Annotated in this window: 11 protein-coding genes; 2 read left to right on the top strand and 9 right to left on the bottom strand. The window is 40.0% G+C overall.

The window, feature by feature from the left end; translation table 11 throughout:
• Nucleotides 1-3 precede the first annotated feature (3 nt).
• The 5 genes from ACE01U_RS05870 to pilG all read right to left on the bottom strand — a co-directional run bounded on the left by ACE01U_RS05870 (nucleotide 4) and on the right by pilG (nucleotide 8112).
• Nucleotides 4-4500: a hybrid sensor histidine kinase/response regulator gene (locus ACE01U_RS05870; protein WP_395578934.1), complete on the bottom strand. Its 4497-nt coding sequence runs from the start codon at nucleotides 4498-4500 to the stop codon at nucleotides 4-6.
• A gap of 167 nt (nucleotides 4501-4667) precedes the next feature.
• Entirely contained in the window at nucleotides 4668-6740 is a 2073-nt protein-coding gene (locus ACE01U_RS05865; RefSeq protein ID WP_395578933.1) for a methyl-accepting chemotaxis protein, read from the bottom strand.
• A gap of 50 nt (nucleotides 6741-6790) precedes the next feature.
• Nucleotides 6791-7327, bottom strand: coding sequence for a chemotaxis protein CheW (locus ACE01U_RS05860; RefSeq protein ID WP_086208515.1), 537 nt, complete (start codon nucleotides 7325-7327; stop codon nucleotides 6791-6793).
• A gap of 5 nt (nucleotides 7328-7332) precedes the next feature.
• Nucleotides 7333-7701, bottom strand: coding sequence for a response regulator (locus ACE01U_RS05855; RefSeq protein ID WP_004694491.1), 369 nt, complete (start codon nucleotides 7699-7701; stop codon nucleotides 7333-7335).
• Between the two features lie 27 nt (nucleotides 7702-7728).
• Nucleotides 7729-8112 (bottom strand): twitching motility response regulator PilG, encoded by a 384-nt coding sequence (gene pilG / locus ACE01U_RS05850; protein WP_086208516.1) that lies wholly within the window; start codon nucleotides 8110-8112, stop codon nucleotides 7729-7731.
• Nucleotides 8113-8391: 279 nt separating this feature from the next.
• Between pilG and ACE01U_RS05845 the strand changes: the two genes are divergently transcribed.
• Nucleotides 8392-9030 (top strand): hypothetical protein, encoded by a 639-nt coding sequence (locus tag ACE01U_RS05845; RefSeq protein ID WP_395578932.1) that lies wholly within the window; start codon nucleotides 8392-8394, stop codon nucleotides 9028-9030.
• A gap of 531 nt (nucleotides 9031-9561) precedes the next feature.
• Complete coding sequence (locus tag ACE01U_RS05840) at nucleotides 9562-11280, top strand: proline--tRNA ligase (RefSeq protein WP_395578931.1); 1719 nt, start codon at nucleotides 9562-9564, stop codon at nucleotides 11278-11280.
• A gap of 53 nt (nucleotides 11281-11333) precedes the next feature.
• Here the strand turns inward: ACE01U_RS05840 and ACE01U_RS05835 are convergent, their stop codons facing one another.
• The 4 genes from ACE01U_RS05835 to ACE01U_RS05820 are packed head-to-tail and all read right to left on the bottom strand — an operon-like array spanning nucleotide 11334 to nucleotide 17137.
• The gene (locus ACE01U_RS05835; RefSeq protein ID WP_395578930.1) at nucleotides 11334-12665 is read right to left on the bottom strand and encodes a hypothetical protein; all 1332 of its coding nucleotides are present in this window, start codon (nucleotides 12663-12665) and stop codon (nucleotides 11334-11336) included.
• 24 nt (nucleotides 12666-12689) lie between these two features.
• Nucleotides 12690-14975 carry a DUF6160 family protein gene (locus tag ACE01U_RS05830; RefSeq protein WP_119063575.1) on the bottom strand — a complete coding sequence of 762 codons (2286 nt, stop codon included), beginning with the start codon at nucleotides 14973-14975 and terminating at the stop codon, nucleotides 12690-12692.
• Between the two features lie 26 nt (nucleotides 14976-15001).
• Nucleotides 15002-15685 carry a hypothetical protein gene (locus ACE01U_RS05825; protein ID WP_086208521.1) on the bottom strand — a complete coding sequence of 228 codons (684 nt, stop codon included), beginning with the start codon at nucleotides 15683-15685 and terminating at the stop codon, nucleotides 15002-15004.
• 9 nt (nucleotides 15686-15694) lie between these two features.
• The gene (locus ACE01U_RS05820; protein ID WP_086208522.1) at nucleotides 15695-17137 is read right to left on the bottom strand and encodes a hypothetical protein; all 1443 of its coding nucleotides are present in this window, start codon (nucleotides 17135-17137) and stop codon (nucleotides 15695-15697) included.
• Nucleotides 17138-17207: the final 70 nt, after the last annotated feature.

Below are 17207 nucleotides of genomic sequence, written 5' to 3'. Positions count from 1 at the left end.
TATTTACCCCTGCTTTTCAGCAAGTAACTGCTGAATGTTGGCAAGTAATTCTGCTTCTTGGAATGGTTTGCCCATGTAGTGCGTCACACCCAAGCTGAAAGCACGTTCACGGTGTTTTTCACCCGTACGTGATGTAATCATAATGATTGGTAAGTTCTGATGAATTTCATGGTGACGTACCAAGTTGGTCACTTCGAAACCATCCATACGCGGCATCTCAATATCTAGTAACATCAAGTCCGGTTTAACATTCTCGAGTTGCTCCATAGCATCGACACCGTCTTTTGCCGTCACAATATCAAAGCCTTGTCGCTCCAATAAACGTGACGTTACCTTACGCACCGTCACTGAGTCATCCACAATCATGACTAATCGGCGTGTATCTTGATGGCGACCAAAATCACGTTGATCTGTTGCATGCGTGACACGCTTAGTACTGAGGATCTGACGTGCAATATTCTGACCGTCTAGAATCAAGCAAACATGTCCATCACCAAGAATCGTCGCACCCGCAATTGCACCGATACTTGCAAACTGTTGACCGATTGGTTTTACAACAATTTGTGCACGCGAACCAATCAACTGATCAACCAATAATGCAATCGTTTGTCCACTGTTCCCTTTAATTAAAAGTACTGGTAGTGAATGACCAATATTACTCAAACGAGGAATCGGCTGATTAGACAAGAACTCAGAGAGATAACGTAGTTTATAATTTACGCCATCAATTTTGAATTGGTCATCTTTACTATGGAAATAAGTATCTAAAGCCGTTGGAGCAATACGTACAATACGGTCAATCTGTGCCAATGGAATCGCATATTGTTGATCACCTGCTTTCACCATCAAGGCATCGCTCACCGCAACCGTGGTCGGTACGCGAATAATGAAGGTTGTGCCAGAGCCAATTTCCGATTCAACAGTAACATGCCCACCTAGCGCCTTAATTTCACTTTGTACAACATCAAGACCTACACCACGGCCAGAAATTTGCGTCACTTCTTTAGCCGTACTGAATCCAGGGTGGAAGATAAACTGTAAAATCTCCTGTTTATCTAGTACTTGGTCGGCTTTAATTAGGCCTAAGTTTAATGCTTTGGCTTTGATCGTACTTTCATCAATACCCTTACCATCATCTTTGAAGGTAACGATAACATCTGTTCCTTGGCGGCTAATGTTGAGTTCAATTTGACCAGTCACTGATTTTTTCGCAGCAATACGCTGTTCCGCATCTTCAATACCGTGGTCAATCGCGTTACGCAACATGTGCTCAAAAGGCGTAACCAACCGCTCAAGAATAGTACGGTCTAATTCACCTTCTGTATTGTGTACGATCAAGTCTGTCGGACGGTTCAAAGTCGATGCCGTCTGACGCACAATACGTTGTAAGCGCGGCAGCATACGTGAGAATGGAACCAAACGCGTACGCATTAAACTTTCTTGGATTTCTGCCTGAATGCGTGACTGTTGTAATAACAAGCCTTCAGCATCACGAATTTTCTCAGCCAAAGTGCTCTTAAAGTCAACCAAATCCGAAGCTGACTCAGCGAGAGATTTAGATAATTGATTCAACGATGAATATTGGTCCATTTCCAATGGGTCAAAGTCTGTATAACGCGAATTCTCAGAACCATGCTTCGCGATAATTTGGCTCTCAAGCTCACCTTCCATTCGACGCAACTGATCGGCCAAACGTTTAATGGCAAGTTCCATCTCGTTTAAGGTATTGCCAAGTTGACCTAAGTCCATCTCAATACGCGAACGGTTAATCGCATTTTCACCTGATAAATCAATCATTTTCTCAACCAAATCGGCTGAGATACGAATCATCTCATTACCACTATCCAAGTGAGTTGTTTCTTTCCACTCACCCATCATAGCTGGCGGTTCAGTGCCATCACCCTGTACAAACTCAAAACTTGGCGCTGCATTGAGCAAATCTATTTGCGTTACACGCGTCGGCAATTGGGCAATAACATCGACATAGTCAACAGATGCCAAACTATTTTTCAAACCATCATAATTACTAAAATCACGTTTGAATATGGCTTGCTTCAACCAGACAAACGCAGTTTGCAATAATGGGTCATAAACATTAGAACTAAAATTATGTACCGCAAATTGCTCAAAAATTGTTTCAAGTTCATAAGCAATTGCAGCAACTGGTTCGTTCTCTGCCATACGTGCGCCACCTTTTAAACTGTGGGCAGCACGTTGTAATTGAAGTAACACACTACGGTCACTACGCTGTTCAGTCCATTGCTTCAGTAAGCCATCGGTGGACGCTAAAATTTCTTCAGCCTCTTCCAAGAAAGTTTCTTCAACAATTGATGAAATACTTGTATCGTCAGTTTCATCCGTAGTTACAGCAACAAATTGCTCAGATGCGAGCAATTCACCTGATTCAACTGGCACAGACAAGTCTGCATCAAGTGTAATTGACTCACCCAAAGGAAGTGCTTCGTTCCCAGGGAAAGTTTGTGCATCAAAATCTATCGTCGATGAAGTCTCATCATCGCTGGTCTGTACAGCCACATCCTCAACCGATGCAATTGCCTCAGCTAGAGGTTCAGCAGCCGTCGCAGCCGTACCATCAACCAAAGTTTGTATATTGTGTAAGACATTGATGGTTGCTGTGGCTGGATAATCGACTTTCTCTGTTCGAATAACTTGAATACGGTCTGCGACATCATCCTGCACCAAACGAATGATGCTAATCAACTGTGGTGTTGTTTGAATTTGCTGACGAATCACACGCTCATAAATAGATTCTAATTCATGTGCAATTGAACCAATAAATGATGCAGAAATCATATTTGCACCACCTTTTAAGGTATGCAAATAACGCATTAAATTATTGAGTGCAGTTGTATCATTGCCATTTTTAGACCAAGTATTGAGATCTTGGTCCATACCCATCAATAATTCTTCGGCTTCTTCTAAGAAGATATCCAGCAAATCATCATCAAAGTCAGTATTTGAAGTGTTCGATTGTTTGTACTGATGATCGGACGCAATCTGTTGCGAAATTTGTGCAAGATCAAGACTTGGTTGAGATGTATTGCTCGCTACAATGCCTTCATCAACTGGCTCTACCGTTGCAGCTTCTACAGATTCGATATCTTGTTGTACAAAGGCTGTTAAGTCACTCAACACTTTATGAACATCATCGGTAAGGATGACACGTTGACCAGCAGCTAAGGTATCGAATAAGTGGATAAACTCTTGATGTGCCTGACCAAATAACTCATACGCATAATCCACATTGAGTAATTCTGGTTTTTCCAGTAAGGCTTGATAACTTGCATACAACTCAGAGGTAAACTCATGAATCCCTTGCGCAGCACGGTTATTTGTAAATTCTACCAGTTGTTTCGCTTGTTCACTCAAGTGCTGAATATATTCTGGATACTCTGCTTTTGCACGCTGATCAAACTCAAATTCTGTATCCAGTAAAAGATCAATATTTAATTCGATTAATTTTGAAACCATCCCTTGAGGGTTCAGTTCATTATCTATCTCTTCAAGACTAAAGCCATAGTTATCCCAAGCCGTACTAAAAGTTGAATAAATGACTTCAAGCTGCTCGTTACTACCACGCCCAAGAACATGTAAATAATCACGTACAAATTCGGCATACTGGGTGAGTAACGAAATTTCCTTAGAGGTTGAAACAATTTCTTCTTGCACCAGTGTTTTAAATAGATTTTCAACTTTTGAGCTAGCATTAAATACATGCTCAATTTGCGCCATAGACGAGCTACCACGCAAAGTATGTAAGGCACGGATTAACCCATTGTAATCTTGTACTTTAGTTTCATCAGCATTTAGGAATTGATCAATCGTCTCTAAGTGATCTTCCGCTTCTTCAATGAAGATCGACAATGTTTCCTCAAGAACTTCGTGTTCCGGATGATCAGAATTGATTGCAGCTTCTTCAAATTCAACGACACGCTCAATGCCTTCAGCATCACCAAGCTCCAACCCTGTTAATACATCATAATCATTTAAATGATTAGATAACTGTAGGAGCTCTTCTAGGGCAGGTTCTAAACTCTGATTTTGCTGTAACTGTTGACCAATTAAGACGAGAGGTCGCAAATCTAGCTCAGTTTGTTCGACATTCTTAAAAATGGGATACAGTTTATATTGATAAATTTTAAATACTGTTTTAGCAAATTTCTGAATTGTGGCAGAGATGGGTACTACACCTGAAATCACACGATTCAAGGTATCTTCAACTGCCCATGCGGTTTCGCCAGCTGACTTTGCTCCCACCATCCGACCAGACCCTTTTAAGGTATGGAAATGACGACGAATACTCACCAATGTCTCTTGATGTGTTGGTTCAGCGTACCACTTTTCGAATAATGGATCTAATTCAACGAAAATTTCTTCAATTTCTTCAACAAAAATTTCAAGAATTTCTGCATCTTGATCTAGATAACTATCTTCCGGAAGCGTTGTCGTTTCAACTAAATGTTTTAATATTTCTTTCATAGCTAGGCTTCTTGCGTTGTCAGCTACCCAAAACAGGTGCATAAACTTCATTATAACCATCACCAGAAACCTGACTTTGTAGACAAAGCCGGTTTAAGCTGATGTGATATCCTGATTTCGGCATGCCACTCAAATTTTGAGTCACATGCCTCCCCCAAAGCAAATGCTTAATCAGGTAATTTAAAGTCAGTTACAGACTCACGTAATGCTTCTGCCATGTTGGCAAGTTCGGATACCGAACGTGCTGTATCGAAAGTCGCACTCGTTGTTTGTGAGGTAATTTCTTGTACGACATTCATCGTCGTTGCAATATGACCTGCAGACGCTGACTGAAGTTTTGCAGCATCAGAAATGCTTGCAATCAATTTCGCCAAGTTACCTGATACGTTCTGAATCTCATCCAGTGCAACACCAGCATCTTTAGACAAGTTGGCACCGCGTACAACCTCAGACGTGGTTTGCTCCATTGAAATTACAGCTTCGTTGGTATCGGTCTGAATCGTTTTTACCAGTGTTTCAATTTGCTTTGTCGCTGAAGCTGAACGTTCTGCAAGACGCTGTACTTCATCTGCAACCACGGCGAAACCACGGCCTGCTTCACCAGCCATAGATGCTTGGATCGCTGCGTTTAAAGCCAAGATGTTCGTTTGGTCTGCAATATCGTTAATTAAGGCAACGATGTTACCAATTTCTTGAGAAGACTCACCCAAACGCTTAATACGTTTAGAGGTTTCTTGAATCTGTTCACGAATGATATCCATACCTTCAATTGAACGGTTTACAACATCAGCACCATTTGCTGCAATTTGTACAGAACGTTCTGCTACCACGGCTGACTCTTCAGCATTCGAAGATACTTGGTCAATGGACATTGCCATTTCATTAATCGCAGCAGATGCGCCCGCAATTTCTTGCGCTTGGTGTTCTGATGCTTCTGCCAACTGGTTAGTAATACCTTGTGTACTTGCCGTATATTGCGCAACCTCTTGAGAAGTTTCTGTAATACGAGATACTAGGTCACGTAACTGGTCAATCGCAAAGTTGATGGAGTCAGCAATGGCACCTGTAAAGTCTTCAGATACTGTCGCATGCGAACGTAAGTCACCATCTGCAAGGTCGGCAATCTCATCCAGCAAACGTAGAATCGCGTTTTGGTTACGGTCATATTCATCTTGAAGACGTGATACACGTTTTTTATCTGACTCGCCACGAAGTACAAGTAATTTGAATACACAGAACAAGAATGCGATCAGCGCTAAAATTAGACCCAATGCAGGAATCGCAATCGCTAAACCAGTACCACCTGATAACTTATTCAAATTGGTTAGTAACGTGTCTGATTGTTCAAAAATAGATGATGATGCTTGACGTACTTTAACGATTTGAGATGAGTTTTTTAGTACTGTTGCCGCTGCAGATTTCAATACATCATCATATTCAGACTGAATACTGGTTAGAGAGTCGCGCATTTCAGGATCATTAATCCGTTCCACACCTAAGTCAGCACTGCCATTTAACTGTGCTTTTAGGTAAGAAGCGAAAGTTTCTGTATCTGAGCTAAAGTCATCTGCAGATTCACGTGAGTTGTCTGAACCCGTCAATACCGAACCAATCGAACGAAGAATACGTTCAGCAATGAATACTTGGTTCTTTGCAATCACGACTTGGTTGGCTGGCACATTTTGACGTGCCATTTGGTCAACCATTAAGTTATATTCGGCCTGAATACCAGGAATTGTTTCACTAATTGCGATGTTGGTATCATACAATTGATTAATAATTTTTTGTTGTGATGCAATTAAATCAATATTTGCAGAAACATTCGTCCACTGCGCATCCACTTCACGTAATGCATCTGTACTTGCATGAATATCTTTAACAATTTCTAGGTTTTCAGCAAACGACTTTTGCGATTCGGTCAATTTTTTAATCGCTTCAGGCGTACCTGATGCTGTAGCTTCTGTCGCTTGACGTGAAATGGTTTGAGATAAAAGTCGTAACTCACCCACACTACGGGTAAATTCGTTATTTCGCGGTACGCTATAGAATAGGTACAACAGTAGGAAAATTGCTAAAACAATACAAAATGCTGCACCCAAAATTAATGGCTTGGACTTTTCACTATCACCAAATACACGTGAAAACTGTTCCGTCTGCGATTGAATTTTTGCTACTAAAGCATTTCCACCTGAGCGGTTCGTGCTTCCATCTGTATTTTTCTTTTTAAGTTTAAAGCCCATGCAGCTTCTCCCCGATTTACGCCCTTATATTTTCGTGCGCGACAATGATATTAATTTATAAATTTTATAGATGCGTTCATATACTTTGGATTGTCTAATAAGCGACTGAATAAGAAAACATGCCATTGTTGGTTATGTTGATGGAAATACCCTTGGCAATATTCTTTTAAGTTTTGATCTAAATCATCATGCTTAGAAAAAAAACTCTTCTTATTAAAGTGCTGAATCCCCAGAACCTGATCTACAACTAAACCGACATAGTGGTCATTGTGACTTATACAGAGTACTTTTTGAGTTGGTGAATACGTACTACGATGCCCCGACATGTAATGCGCCAAGTCAGCAACAGAGAGTAAACGTCCTCGAATATTTGCCAAACCGACAACCCAAGGTTGGGTATTTGGCACTAAAGTATATTTCGGAGGATAAATAACCTCTGCCACCTCACCTAATGGAGCAACAAAATATTGCCCCATCATTTCAAAAGCAATGCCCGACCAGCGGTTTACCTCATTTTCGTTTGAAACGTAGTTTTTATTGCCACGTTTAGCAAGTCGAAGTAATTCGATAAATCCATTTGCTGCCATAGAGCTTATCCTGCATTCAGGTGTTGCTTAATCACATCAATCAATTGGTTTTCATCAACAGGCTTAGTCAAATAATCACATGCCCCCTGACGCTTACCCCATACACGGTCAGTTGCCTGATCTTTAGTACTGACAATCACCACAGGAATGTGCTTTGTGGTTGCACCACGCGCAATTTGACGTGTTGCCTGAAAACCATTGACGCCTGGCATCACCACATCCATCAACACTAGATCAGGAAGTTCTGCCTGTGCCATGGTCACACCATCTGCACCATTTGACGCTTCAATCACCTCAAAACCGTGCTTCCCCAAAATTTCTTTAAAGCGGAATGTTTCAGTAGGTGAGTCATCCACAATTAAAATACGTGCCATAAATTTCCCCAATTACACTTATATTATTTATGCTGAAACGTGGTTACGAATCGCATTTAATAATTCATCTTTACTAAATGGCTTTGTTAAATATTCATCTGAACCTACGACACGCCCTTTGGCTTGGTCAAATAGACCATCTTTGCTAGAGAGCATCACGACAGGAATGTTTTGATAATTCTGTGAATTCTTGATTAATGCACATGTTTGATAGCCATCTAGACGCGGCATCATGATGTCGACAAATACAATATCAGGATTTGCTTCTGCAATTTTTGACAATGCCTCAAAACCATCTACAGCAGTCACAACCTCACAACCTTCGCGTTGTAATAATGTTTCGGCTGTGCGACGAATAGTTTTTGAATCATCAATGACCATCACTTTAAGATTCTGGAATTTATCGTCCATTTAATATGACCCTTCCCATTTTTAGAATGTTTGTAGAAACAGATTCGTAGACGTTTTACAAGTTACGTACACTTTTAACATATATTTACTTATATTTTCAACGAACAGTTTCAGCATAAAACCACACTTCATCTCCTTTTTAAGAACGGCTTCACACTTTCCGACACACGTCGATTTTTTTTTGACTGATTATATTTTTTATTCCTAAATTTAGGACTAATATAGCACCATTTATTGCTTTTAAATAAGTAATTTAGTCAACTTTAAATGGGGGTATCAATGCTTAGGGAGTTTAATTACAAACTTGCTTTGATCGTGAAAAAAATGATGACTGCAAAAGTCATTTTACTGACTTTGCTTAGTGTACAAAGCATCGTGGTCATGGCCGATCCGCCTAAAGCAGTCTGGTATCGTTATTACGATAGTAAAGGTATCGCCAATGTTAGTAGTACGGTGACACCGGATCATATTAGATATGGATATGAAGCACTCGATACGAATATGCAAGTGATTCAACGGGCACGGCCATACAACGCCAAAAAAGATGCACAATACGCACCCCAAGGAGCTATCGCTGCAAAGCAACGGGATGCTGATCTAAAACTAAAACGTGCTTATACCAACAGTCAAGTAGCAACAGAAAAACGAAATACGGCACTTTCTTATATTTTAAAACAAATTAAATTTCAACAAGATGAACTAAAGCAATTACAAAATGACCGAATTGGTTTTTTACGCCAAGAAAAAGAAAATATGCGTAAAGGTAAAAGTAATCCAAAACCACTACAAGATATGCTTGATTATAATTCAAAAAATATTGTGATGAAAAAAGAGCAAATACAGTCATTACAAAGTAACTACCGTAGTACAAAAGCCGAATACGACAGAATTATTGCTCGCTTAAAAACATTTGAATAATTGCACTTGATATAAGGACTTTATTTAATAAAGACAATATTGTGGTAAAAGGATCATAAGCTATAAAAGTATCTCTATTTTTCATTCCAACTCAGGCATGATTATACTTATTGCTCAATGTTTACCCTGCTGATCTCTTTACTCTACCAACTCAAAAATTGAACTTATGATTAATAAACGGTCAATCATTGCGTTCACGATGACTACAGCACAAATACTCTTAAAAGCCTCTCCCAATGAACGATAGTCGAAGTGAATCCTCCTCTCACGTTCAGGTTAAGGCCAAATACTGAATCATATATCAATGGCATATCCAGTGATTGGCCGTATCATTCCACTCTTGCTATTTACCTCAGTAATCGTTTCTATGATCTGCACTTCTTTAGATAACTTTAAGAACCTTATGCTGCGTCAAGTACATAAAATCATGTCATAATAATCCGCATTTCTCTGAGGTGACATCAACATGTCGCTTTATTTTTCATTGTATACTCTTTGACTTTCAAAGTTTAAAATTTTAGGACAGTTTCCATGCGCGCGAGTCGCTTTTTATTTGCAACGTTAAGAGAAACCCCAAATGACGCAGAAGTGATTTCACATCAACTGATGCTACGTGCTGGGATGATTCGTAAATTGGCTTCAGGTTTATATACTTGGCTGCCGATGGGCGTTCGCGTATTAAATAAAGTTGCAGCGATCGTTCGTGAAGAAATGAACAAAGCGGGTTCACTGGAAGTTTTCATGCCCGTAACGCAACCTGCTGCATTATGGGAAGAATCAGGTCGTTATGTCCAATACGGCCCTGAGCTCTTACGTTTTAACGACCGTCATGGCAACCCGTTTGTTCTTGGTCCGACACACGAAGAAGTGATTACCGATCTTGCGCGTAATGAACTCAAAAGCTACAAACAATTACCAGCAAACTTCTATCAAGTCCAAACCAAATTTCGTGATGAAATTCGTCCACGTTTTGGTGTAATGCGTTCACGTGAATTCATCATGAAAGATGCTTATTCTTTCCATGCAAACCAAGAATCACTGCAAGAAACCTATGACATCATGTATGATGCATACTGTAAAATCTTTACCCGTTTAGGTTTAGATTTTCGCCCAGTCCAAGCCGATACAGGCTCTATTGGCGGTTCAGGCTCTCATGAGTTCCACGTGTTGGCATCAAGTGGTGAAGATGATATCGCTTTCTCAACTGAATCTGACTATGCTGCAAACATTGAAATGGCTGAAGCCGTTTTAGTCGGTGAACGTGCAGCTCCAACTAAAGCTTTGGAAGTGGTTGATACACCAAATCAAAAAACCATTGCAGACGTCTCTAACTTCTTAAAATCTGATCCAGCTCACTCCGTTAAAGCCTTACTCGTTCAAGGGATCGTAACTGAAGAAGGCCAAGCAACACCAGTTGTAGCCTTGTTCTTACGTGGTGATCACGAGTTAAATGAAATTAAAGCTGAGAAACACCCGCGCATTGCCTCTCCATTAACTTTCGCAACTGAAGAACAACTTGCTACACTTGGTTTAACAGCAGGTTTCTGTGGACCACAAGGTTTAGTTGAAAAAGGCTTAACTGTAATTGTTGACCGTGCTGCATCTGTTCTTTCTGACTTCGTTGCAGGTGCAAATGAATTGGATAAACACGTTACAGGTCTCAATTGGGAGCGTGACGCACAGTTTACTGAAGTTTATGACCTCCGTAATGTAGTTGAAGGCGATCCATCACCAGATGGTCAAGGTACGCTACAAATCAAACGTGGTATCGAAGTAGGTCATATCTTCCAATTAGGTCAAAAATATTCAGAAGCTTTAGGCTGTAAAGTTCTAGGCGAAGATGGTAAACCATTCACTGTAACCATGGGGTGTTACGGTATTGGAGTTACGCGCGTAGTTGCTTCAGCAATTGAGCAAAATTTTGATGAAAAAGGGATTATTTGGCCTATAGCCATTGCACCATTTGAAATTGCGATTGTGCCAATGAACGCCCATAAATCTCCACGGACGCTGGAAGCAGCTGAAGCTTTATACACTGAACTTACAGCAGCAGGTTTCGATGTTTTACTGGATGACCGTAACGAACGTCCAGGCGTAAAATTCTCCGATCTTGAGCTTACAGGCATTCCTCATCGCATTGTAATTGGTGAAAAAGGCCTAGATGCAGGTACTTTTGAATATAAAGGCCGTCGTGATGCAGACTCTGTAAATATTTCGAAAGAAGAATTACTCGAAAAAATTGCAAAATAATTTCGAAATTAGAAATCCCGCACAGGTTGCGGGATTTTTTTGCAATTTAGTTTTTAGCAAAACTTTAATCCGCCATAACAGTTTGGCCTAAAATTTTGCCCCTGCAAGGTTAAGTTAGTCAATGGAAAATCCAATGTAGTCGTCATAGGCACATTACCAACAACAAGCGCAGAACCACCAACACATCCTGTCAAAAGATTGCCACAATTTCGTGGATTATCAGTCAAGTCTTTATTAATTCCCGCAATGGTTTGTTTTAGAACTTCATTGGTGATCGCCACTTTAGTCGTTGGGCTTAAACTGCCTAGTTCCACTTCATCTTCCATCGCTAACCACCAACCCTTATTTGCTCCGACGGCAGCTCCAGTCCATAAAACATCTTGAGATTGTAAGGACAATGAAGCAGGATTATTTAAATATAATGCATGAATTAAACCCAGACTTTGATTTACAGTAATGTCCGTTTTCAGGCCTGTAATATTACCTGAGACTTGTTTATCTAAATTTAATAGACCTAATACCTTCGCGGTTAGTTGTCCGCTAAAGTCAATTTGACCAACTGTACCACTGCCCTTCAAAGTCACGTCTTTCATTCGAGTTCCAGATACAATTGTAGAGTTAATAGTAAAAGGCGCCGAAGTAGAAGATAAGTTTAAATTATAATTATTAGAGGTATAGGAAATACTTTGACACGGATCTAAGAAGCCATCTTGGCATGTAGTCCCCGAACTGCTACCAAAGAGTCGTCCTTCAACGACCCCATTTATTGTTAAATTGGTATCTGCATAGGTCATACTGCGGGCTTCAGTCACAGCTGTGCCTGTTGCAGTTTTGGTTTTCATATAGCCACTAAATGTATTAATGCCATTCGGTGTCGCACTATTTTCCGTGCCAAGTGTCATTAAACCTTTAATCTTTTCAGCACTCAAACGAAAACCCAGTACTTCACGTGTGGCAGCAGAAGTCGGGTTTTTAATAGCGAATTGAATAAATGGATTTGTAATTAAGGCAGAAGTTGCTGCACGCTTATCAGCGGTATAGTTTGAGTTATCAGGAAGTCCACTCAGTGAAATATGATCTATATCAATATCACAGCTACTCGCGCGAATTGCATTATTATCACCACCACAGCCCAATTGTAGCTTTTTAATATTGGCATTCAATTCCATTTCTGCACTAAGAGCCAACTTATAAAAACCAATGTTTGATTGATTATATGTTTTCCCTTGTGCATCTGTTGTATTTGTCCCCTGCTGAAACTCGAGATTAATCAAAGATTGGCCTTCAATTTCTGAAAGTTCCTCATCATTTAAAGCAGTCATCGCATAACTTTGACTCAAACCCAAAGTTGCAGTAATCAAAACTGAGATTAAAGACTTATTCATCTTACTTATTCCTTGTCTTTCTTTTTATCGAGGAGTAATACCCAATGTGCTACGCATAGCTCCACCCGTAATGGCAATATCTGCAACTTTCTGCATTGTTCCTGTTGGAGACAGTGCAACTTCTGCTCTAAAGGCAGCCCCTTGTCCACCCACTAATGCCTTATGGTTAAATTGCACTTGGTTGTCGATGACAACTGAATCCTTTTGCATGTGAATTTTTCCATTAAAACCTAAGTGACCTTGCATTTTATTCAAGTTAATACTAGAGGTTTTAGAGGTTGTCCCATTACTGTCCGTATTGCTTAAACTAATAAAACTCCCTTTCTTACTTTCATTACTCTGATCTAAGCTACTTAAAGTATTAAATTCAAAATTTGATTTAAATGACAAATAATTGGTCTGAGGAGTTCCACCTATCGCCTCAAGCCCCGGAATAATGAAAAGCTCACCTTTACCATCCAACATAAATGCAATAGACGTCAGTACATCTTCTTTTCGAGAAAAATTATTAATCGGAACGACTTCTTTAGCACAAGTGCTTACACCTGCTGGACAGTTATATAAGGACCCAGGGAGTTGACCGATTGCTATTTCTGCACTGGCAGCAAATAATAAATTATCTGCTTTGATATAGATCTCATTCTCATTAAAACCAATAACACCATTGGCTTTAAAATATGAATCAATATTTCTTAAGCCTGCATAGTAGTTCACTTCTTCGCCATGCTGACTCATGGCACCATCAATCACAATAATAGACGTTGTTTTCGGATTACCTTGACTATCTTCCCCATAACCGTCTGTCGATACCGCAATGTCGTATCCTAAGCCGTCCTTAACAGTTCCAGCAGTATTGGTATATTTCTTTGCAAAAAAAGCAGCATTAGCATTCAAGTTGTAAATCGGAATACCTAAGCCCCATGTTCCCTCATTAGTGTTATTCACCGCGATTGAATTATCTGAAATAAACCGTGCTTTACGGGCAATCGCTTGAAAATCCATCCCACGCACGGCAATAAATGCCATGTTTGATGCATTCGCTGTCGGTGAAGGGTTGTATGTCAGCTCATAATTTTGTGCGCCCAATATATTCTTGATTTGATCATTAATCACAAAGCCCATAGCATTAGAACGAATGTTATTAATATAAATCTGACCAAAATCAATATAAGCATTTTGACTCGTTAAAGCTGAGTTAGGATCAGTAGATGTACGTACATTGAGTGGCGCTAAGTTTGAAAACTCAATAGCATAACTACCAGTTCCCGTATGTCCCAATTCAAATGTGGTTGGTGCTACAGCTCCAAGTAAACTATTTCCCGTACGCGTAAAATCGGCTGCAACGTTTAAATGCACACCACCCGCATTTTTAAAAGCATAACCCGTAGATGCTGTAGTTTCACTTTCTTGAACATTGCCATTAATCCGATTGACCGTATTAAACTTAGCAATCCCAGTCTGATCTGCATTGAACGCAATCTTGCCATTCGTTAATGCCCCCGATGCTCCGATTCGAATTAAATTTCGTTGAGTTGAGTTTTCTGAACCATAGCGCATATCAACATTTAAACCAGGGTTTGTTGCAGTACCACTGCGACTCCCATGCACATCGGTCTTATCTTCAACACGCCCAAGCACAATAAGATTATCACCAAGACTCCCTTTGGATGTGAGTACAATACCTTCAGCGTCATCAATATATAAATAGCCATCTGCCGATAAATTAAAGTTCAAATCTTTCAAAGTTAAATTTTGATCACCCTGCCCATAACTGATACTGGCATTTTGTAATTTAAAATCTAAATGTGCTTTCGAATCACGGTTGAATAAGCCATTTGTCGTGGTTAAATACACTTCAAAAGGTGAAATGGTTGATAACTTCAAGCTTCCTAAATTTTGATCGGTTTCACCTGTTGCACAATTCGGCGAACATACCAACATAATTTGAGCAGCAGTTGCGGTAAATGGCGATACACTGGCAGAAAGCTGTATGCCCACACCTTGTGTACCATTGGCTAATTGTGTAGTTCCAACATCGAAATCAAGTTTAGATTGAATATTGTTATAACCATTAGCAGCTTTAATCTCTATATTGTGTAAGCCTGTTTTGACGGGCATCTGGCCAACTTCTGCTGGGTCAACCCAATTTAGTTGCTTAATCTGAATTTTTGATGCTTCATGCGTAATAGAAATGCCATCTTGACCAGTCACATCACTTAAAGTTTGGTCATTTAAAGCCTGTAATGCATAGCTTTGATTCGCCGCGCAAATGCATAGTGTCAGAAGGTTTAATTTTATTATTTTATGCATTTCAATATCCTTTTGAAACTTTATGACTAGCAGCGACTACTCGCAGTACCTGAACAGTTATAGCTAAAGATTTTTAGATTTCCATCTAGGTGCAAATTCCCATGTACATTAAGCCCCATAAACCCTTGCTCTTGGCCTTTGTCGAAGTTGGGTACTGATTTGGTTGTGCCATAGCCATTGTAGGTTGCGGTATTAAAATAGCCCTGATCACCACTTTCAACTGAAAGACTAGCAAAGCCCAAATTACGGATTTTTAATGGTTTATCATCAAAAAACTTGAGTAGCATCGCAGTTTGTGGTTTTCCATCTCTATTCAGAAGTGTAGTCCCTTCCAGTGAAAATTTATCAATTTGCATCGTCCCTTGAAATTGCTTAAATACCAGCCATTTTTGCTGCCCATTTTCTTTATGATTATTTGGGGAAATCGCTATACGGCAGAGTTCTAATAAAGCACAGTCTTGGTTTGCTCGCATTTGATAATATGCTTCAGTCACAATTGCTCGCCCATTCGCATCAACTCCATTAGTCTTAGAGATAGAATTAAGACTCATGTCATTGGCATATTGATGGTTAATCGAGAGTGTTAAGCTTAAATCCGCCCCTCCCTGACCAGTAACACCCACCAATTCAGTATTATCCAGGTCAACCAAGCCAGCTTGAGATAACATCGGACTAGAGATCAACATGGCTATACATATTTTTTTAATCATGTCAGTCCCCTACAAACCTGTGGTCTTAATTTTAAAATGCTGAATCAACACACCATCAATAGCCACAGAACCCAAGTTCACAGGTGTTGCTGTTCCTGTTCCACGAAATACCACACCTGTAGAATTGGTCGCTGTATTGGCTTTTAAGGTGTTGCTGGTTGGATCACGTGTCACGCTACCGATTGAAATACTGCTGTGTGTTGCATTATTCCCTTGATAATTGACAGCTGTAGAGCCTGCACCTGTTTGTACGATATTTGAACCACAATACGCTACATTACAAGTTGAGCCTTTATATTCAGTACTGGTTCCACCTTCCACATCTGGATAATAGGTATAAATCTGTTTATATATCTCTGGAACTTTGGGTATACGGGTAACTTCAAGAATAATATTTCGCCCTTCAGAACCAACAACAAAAGGTTGGTACATATTCCCCAAAACCAAATTAATGTTAGGACTGTATAAATAAAGCCCCTCACTCGCATCAAAGATAGGAGCCAGTGAACGATCTAAAGCAGGAGTAACAGCAGTACCATCATTGGTTGTAGCTGTGCTGATTCGAAATGCTTTGGAGTTTAACAACGATTTATTCGCATCGGTATTTGCATAAACCAGCCCTGATGGATCATCATTCGTATTAATCCGAAGTAAGCTCGCCATCCCAAAAGTCTTGTTTTGTTGATCTAGGGCAGATGCTTGTGTCTGAAATAAACGTATTTGTGAACCATTTAGACTTAACCCATTGGCAACCGCTTGCAAACGAATGCGTTGGTCTACCCTCAAATCAGGATCTGCTGCCGCATTTGTTGTCGTTGGCGCACCAGTAATCGGATCGACTTTATTTTGAGAATTCCAACTCCGAGAAAAGGCATCTAACCATAAGCCTAATTTAATATTGTTATCTGTTTCACTGGCCAAAACTGTCGCCAAAGGGGCCTCTAGCCCCAGAAAACTCACATCAGCACTTGCATTTGACTGTTGAAATTGTTTAATACCCGTAGCAGTTCCTGCACGAAATAACCAAGGGTTAACGTCACTTCCCCATGTGAAGCCCTGATTGCTAAAACGGCTGTTGGCATTATTATCAGATTTTGAAAGAGCTAAACCATAAATGAAAATATCAGCCTTGGTTCGCTTCGTGGTCAGATCATCGGCATTTGTATACTTTGAATAATTTTCACCGATCGGGATAATCCGAATAAAGCCTGTATCATACTGTTGTGGATTAGCAACGCCTCGATTATAACTCGAAGCTGTCGACATATCATTAGGTCCCTGAAAGACCATTTTAAAATTTTCAGGAAGTAATGCAATGCCCTCACCTGTAGTATCCGCTAGATGTTCATCTGAGAGTGACTCAAGCGCAAAAGTAGACTGCGTCAGCATAAGTCCGACAAGACTAGCTAAACAGGATTTTTTAAGCCCTGTAGAATAAATACGATTCGTCATCTCGACCATCCTTATTATTTGATGCTCCGCATCTTTTATGTACTGCATCCTTTGCTTGGCATTCTACTCT

Source organism: Acinetobacter halobius (genome assembly GCF_044130335.1).
In the GTDB taxonomy this organism is placed as follows: Bacteria; Pseudomonadota; Gammaproteobacteria; order Pseudomonadales; family Moraxellaceae; genus Acinetobacter.
This window is presented reverse-complemented; position numbering and strand designations above follow the sequence as displayed.

Coding starts and splice junctions, on each gene's coding strand:
- ACE01U_RS05870 (WP_395578934.1), bottom strand. CDS start 4,500: ATGAAAGAAATATTAAAACATTTAGTTGAAACGACAACGCTTCCGGAA.
- ACE01U_RS05865 (WP_395578933.1), bottom strand. CDS start 6,740: ATGGGCTTTAAACTTAAAAAGAAAAATACAGATGGAAGCACGAACCGC.
- ACE01U_RS05860 (WP_086208515.1), bottom strand. CDS start 7,327: ATGGCAGCAAATGGATTTATCGAATTACTTCGACTTGCTAAACGTGGC.
- ACE01U_RS05855 (WP_004694491.1), bottom strand. CDS start 7,701: ATGGCACGTATTTTAATTGTGGATGACTCACCTACTGAAACATTCCGC.
- pilG (WP_086208516.1), bottom strand. CDS start 8,112: ATGGACGATAAATTCCAGAATCTTAAAGTGATGGTCATTGATGATTCA.
- ACE01U_RS05845 (WP_395578932.1), top strand. CDS start 8,392: ATGCTTAGGGAGTTTAATTACAAACTTGCTTTGATCGTGAAAAAAATG.
- ACE01U_RS05840 (WP_395578931.1), top strand. CDS start 9,562: ATGCGCGCGAGTCGCTTTTTATTTGCAACGTTAAGAGAAACCCCAAAT.
- ACE01U_RS05835 (WP_395578930.1), bottom strand. CDS start 12,665: ATGAATAAGTCTTTAATCTCAGTTTTGATTACTGCAACTTTGGGTTTG.
- ACE01U_RS05830 (WP_119063575.1), bottom strand. CDS start 14,975: ATGCATAAAATAATAAAATTAAACCTTCTGACACTATGCATTTGCGCG.
- ACE01U_RS05825 (WP_086208521.1), bottom strand. CDS start 15,685: ATGATTAAAAAAATATGTATAGCCATGTTGATCTCTAGTCCGATGTTA.
- ACE01U_RS05820 (WP_086208522.1), bottom strand. CDS start 17,137: ATGACGAATCGTATTTATTCTACAGGGCTTAAAAAATCCTGTTTAGCT.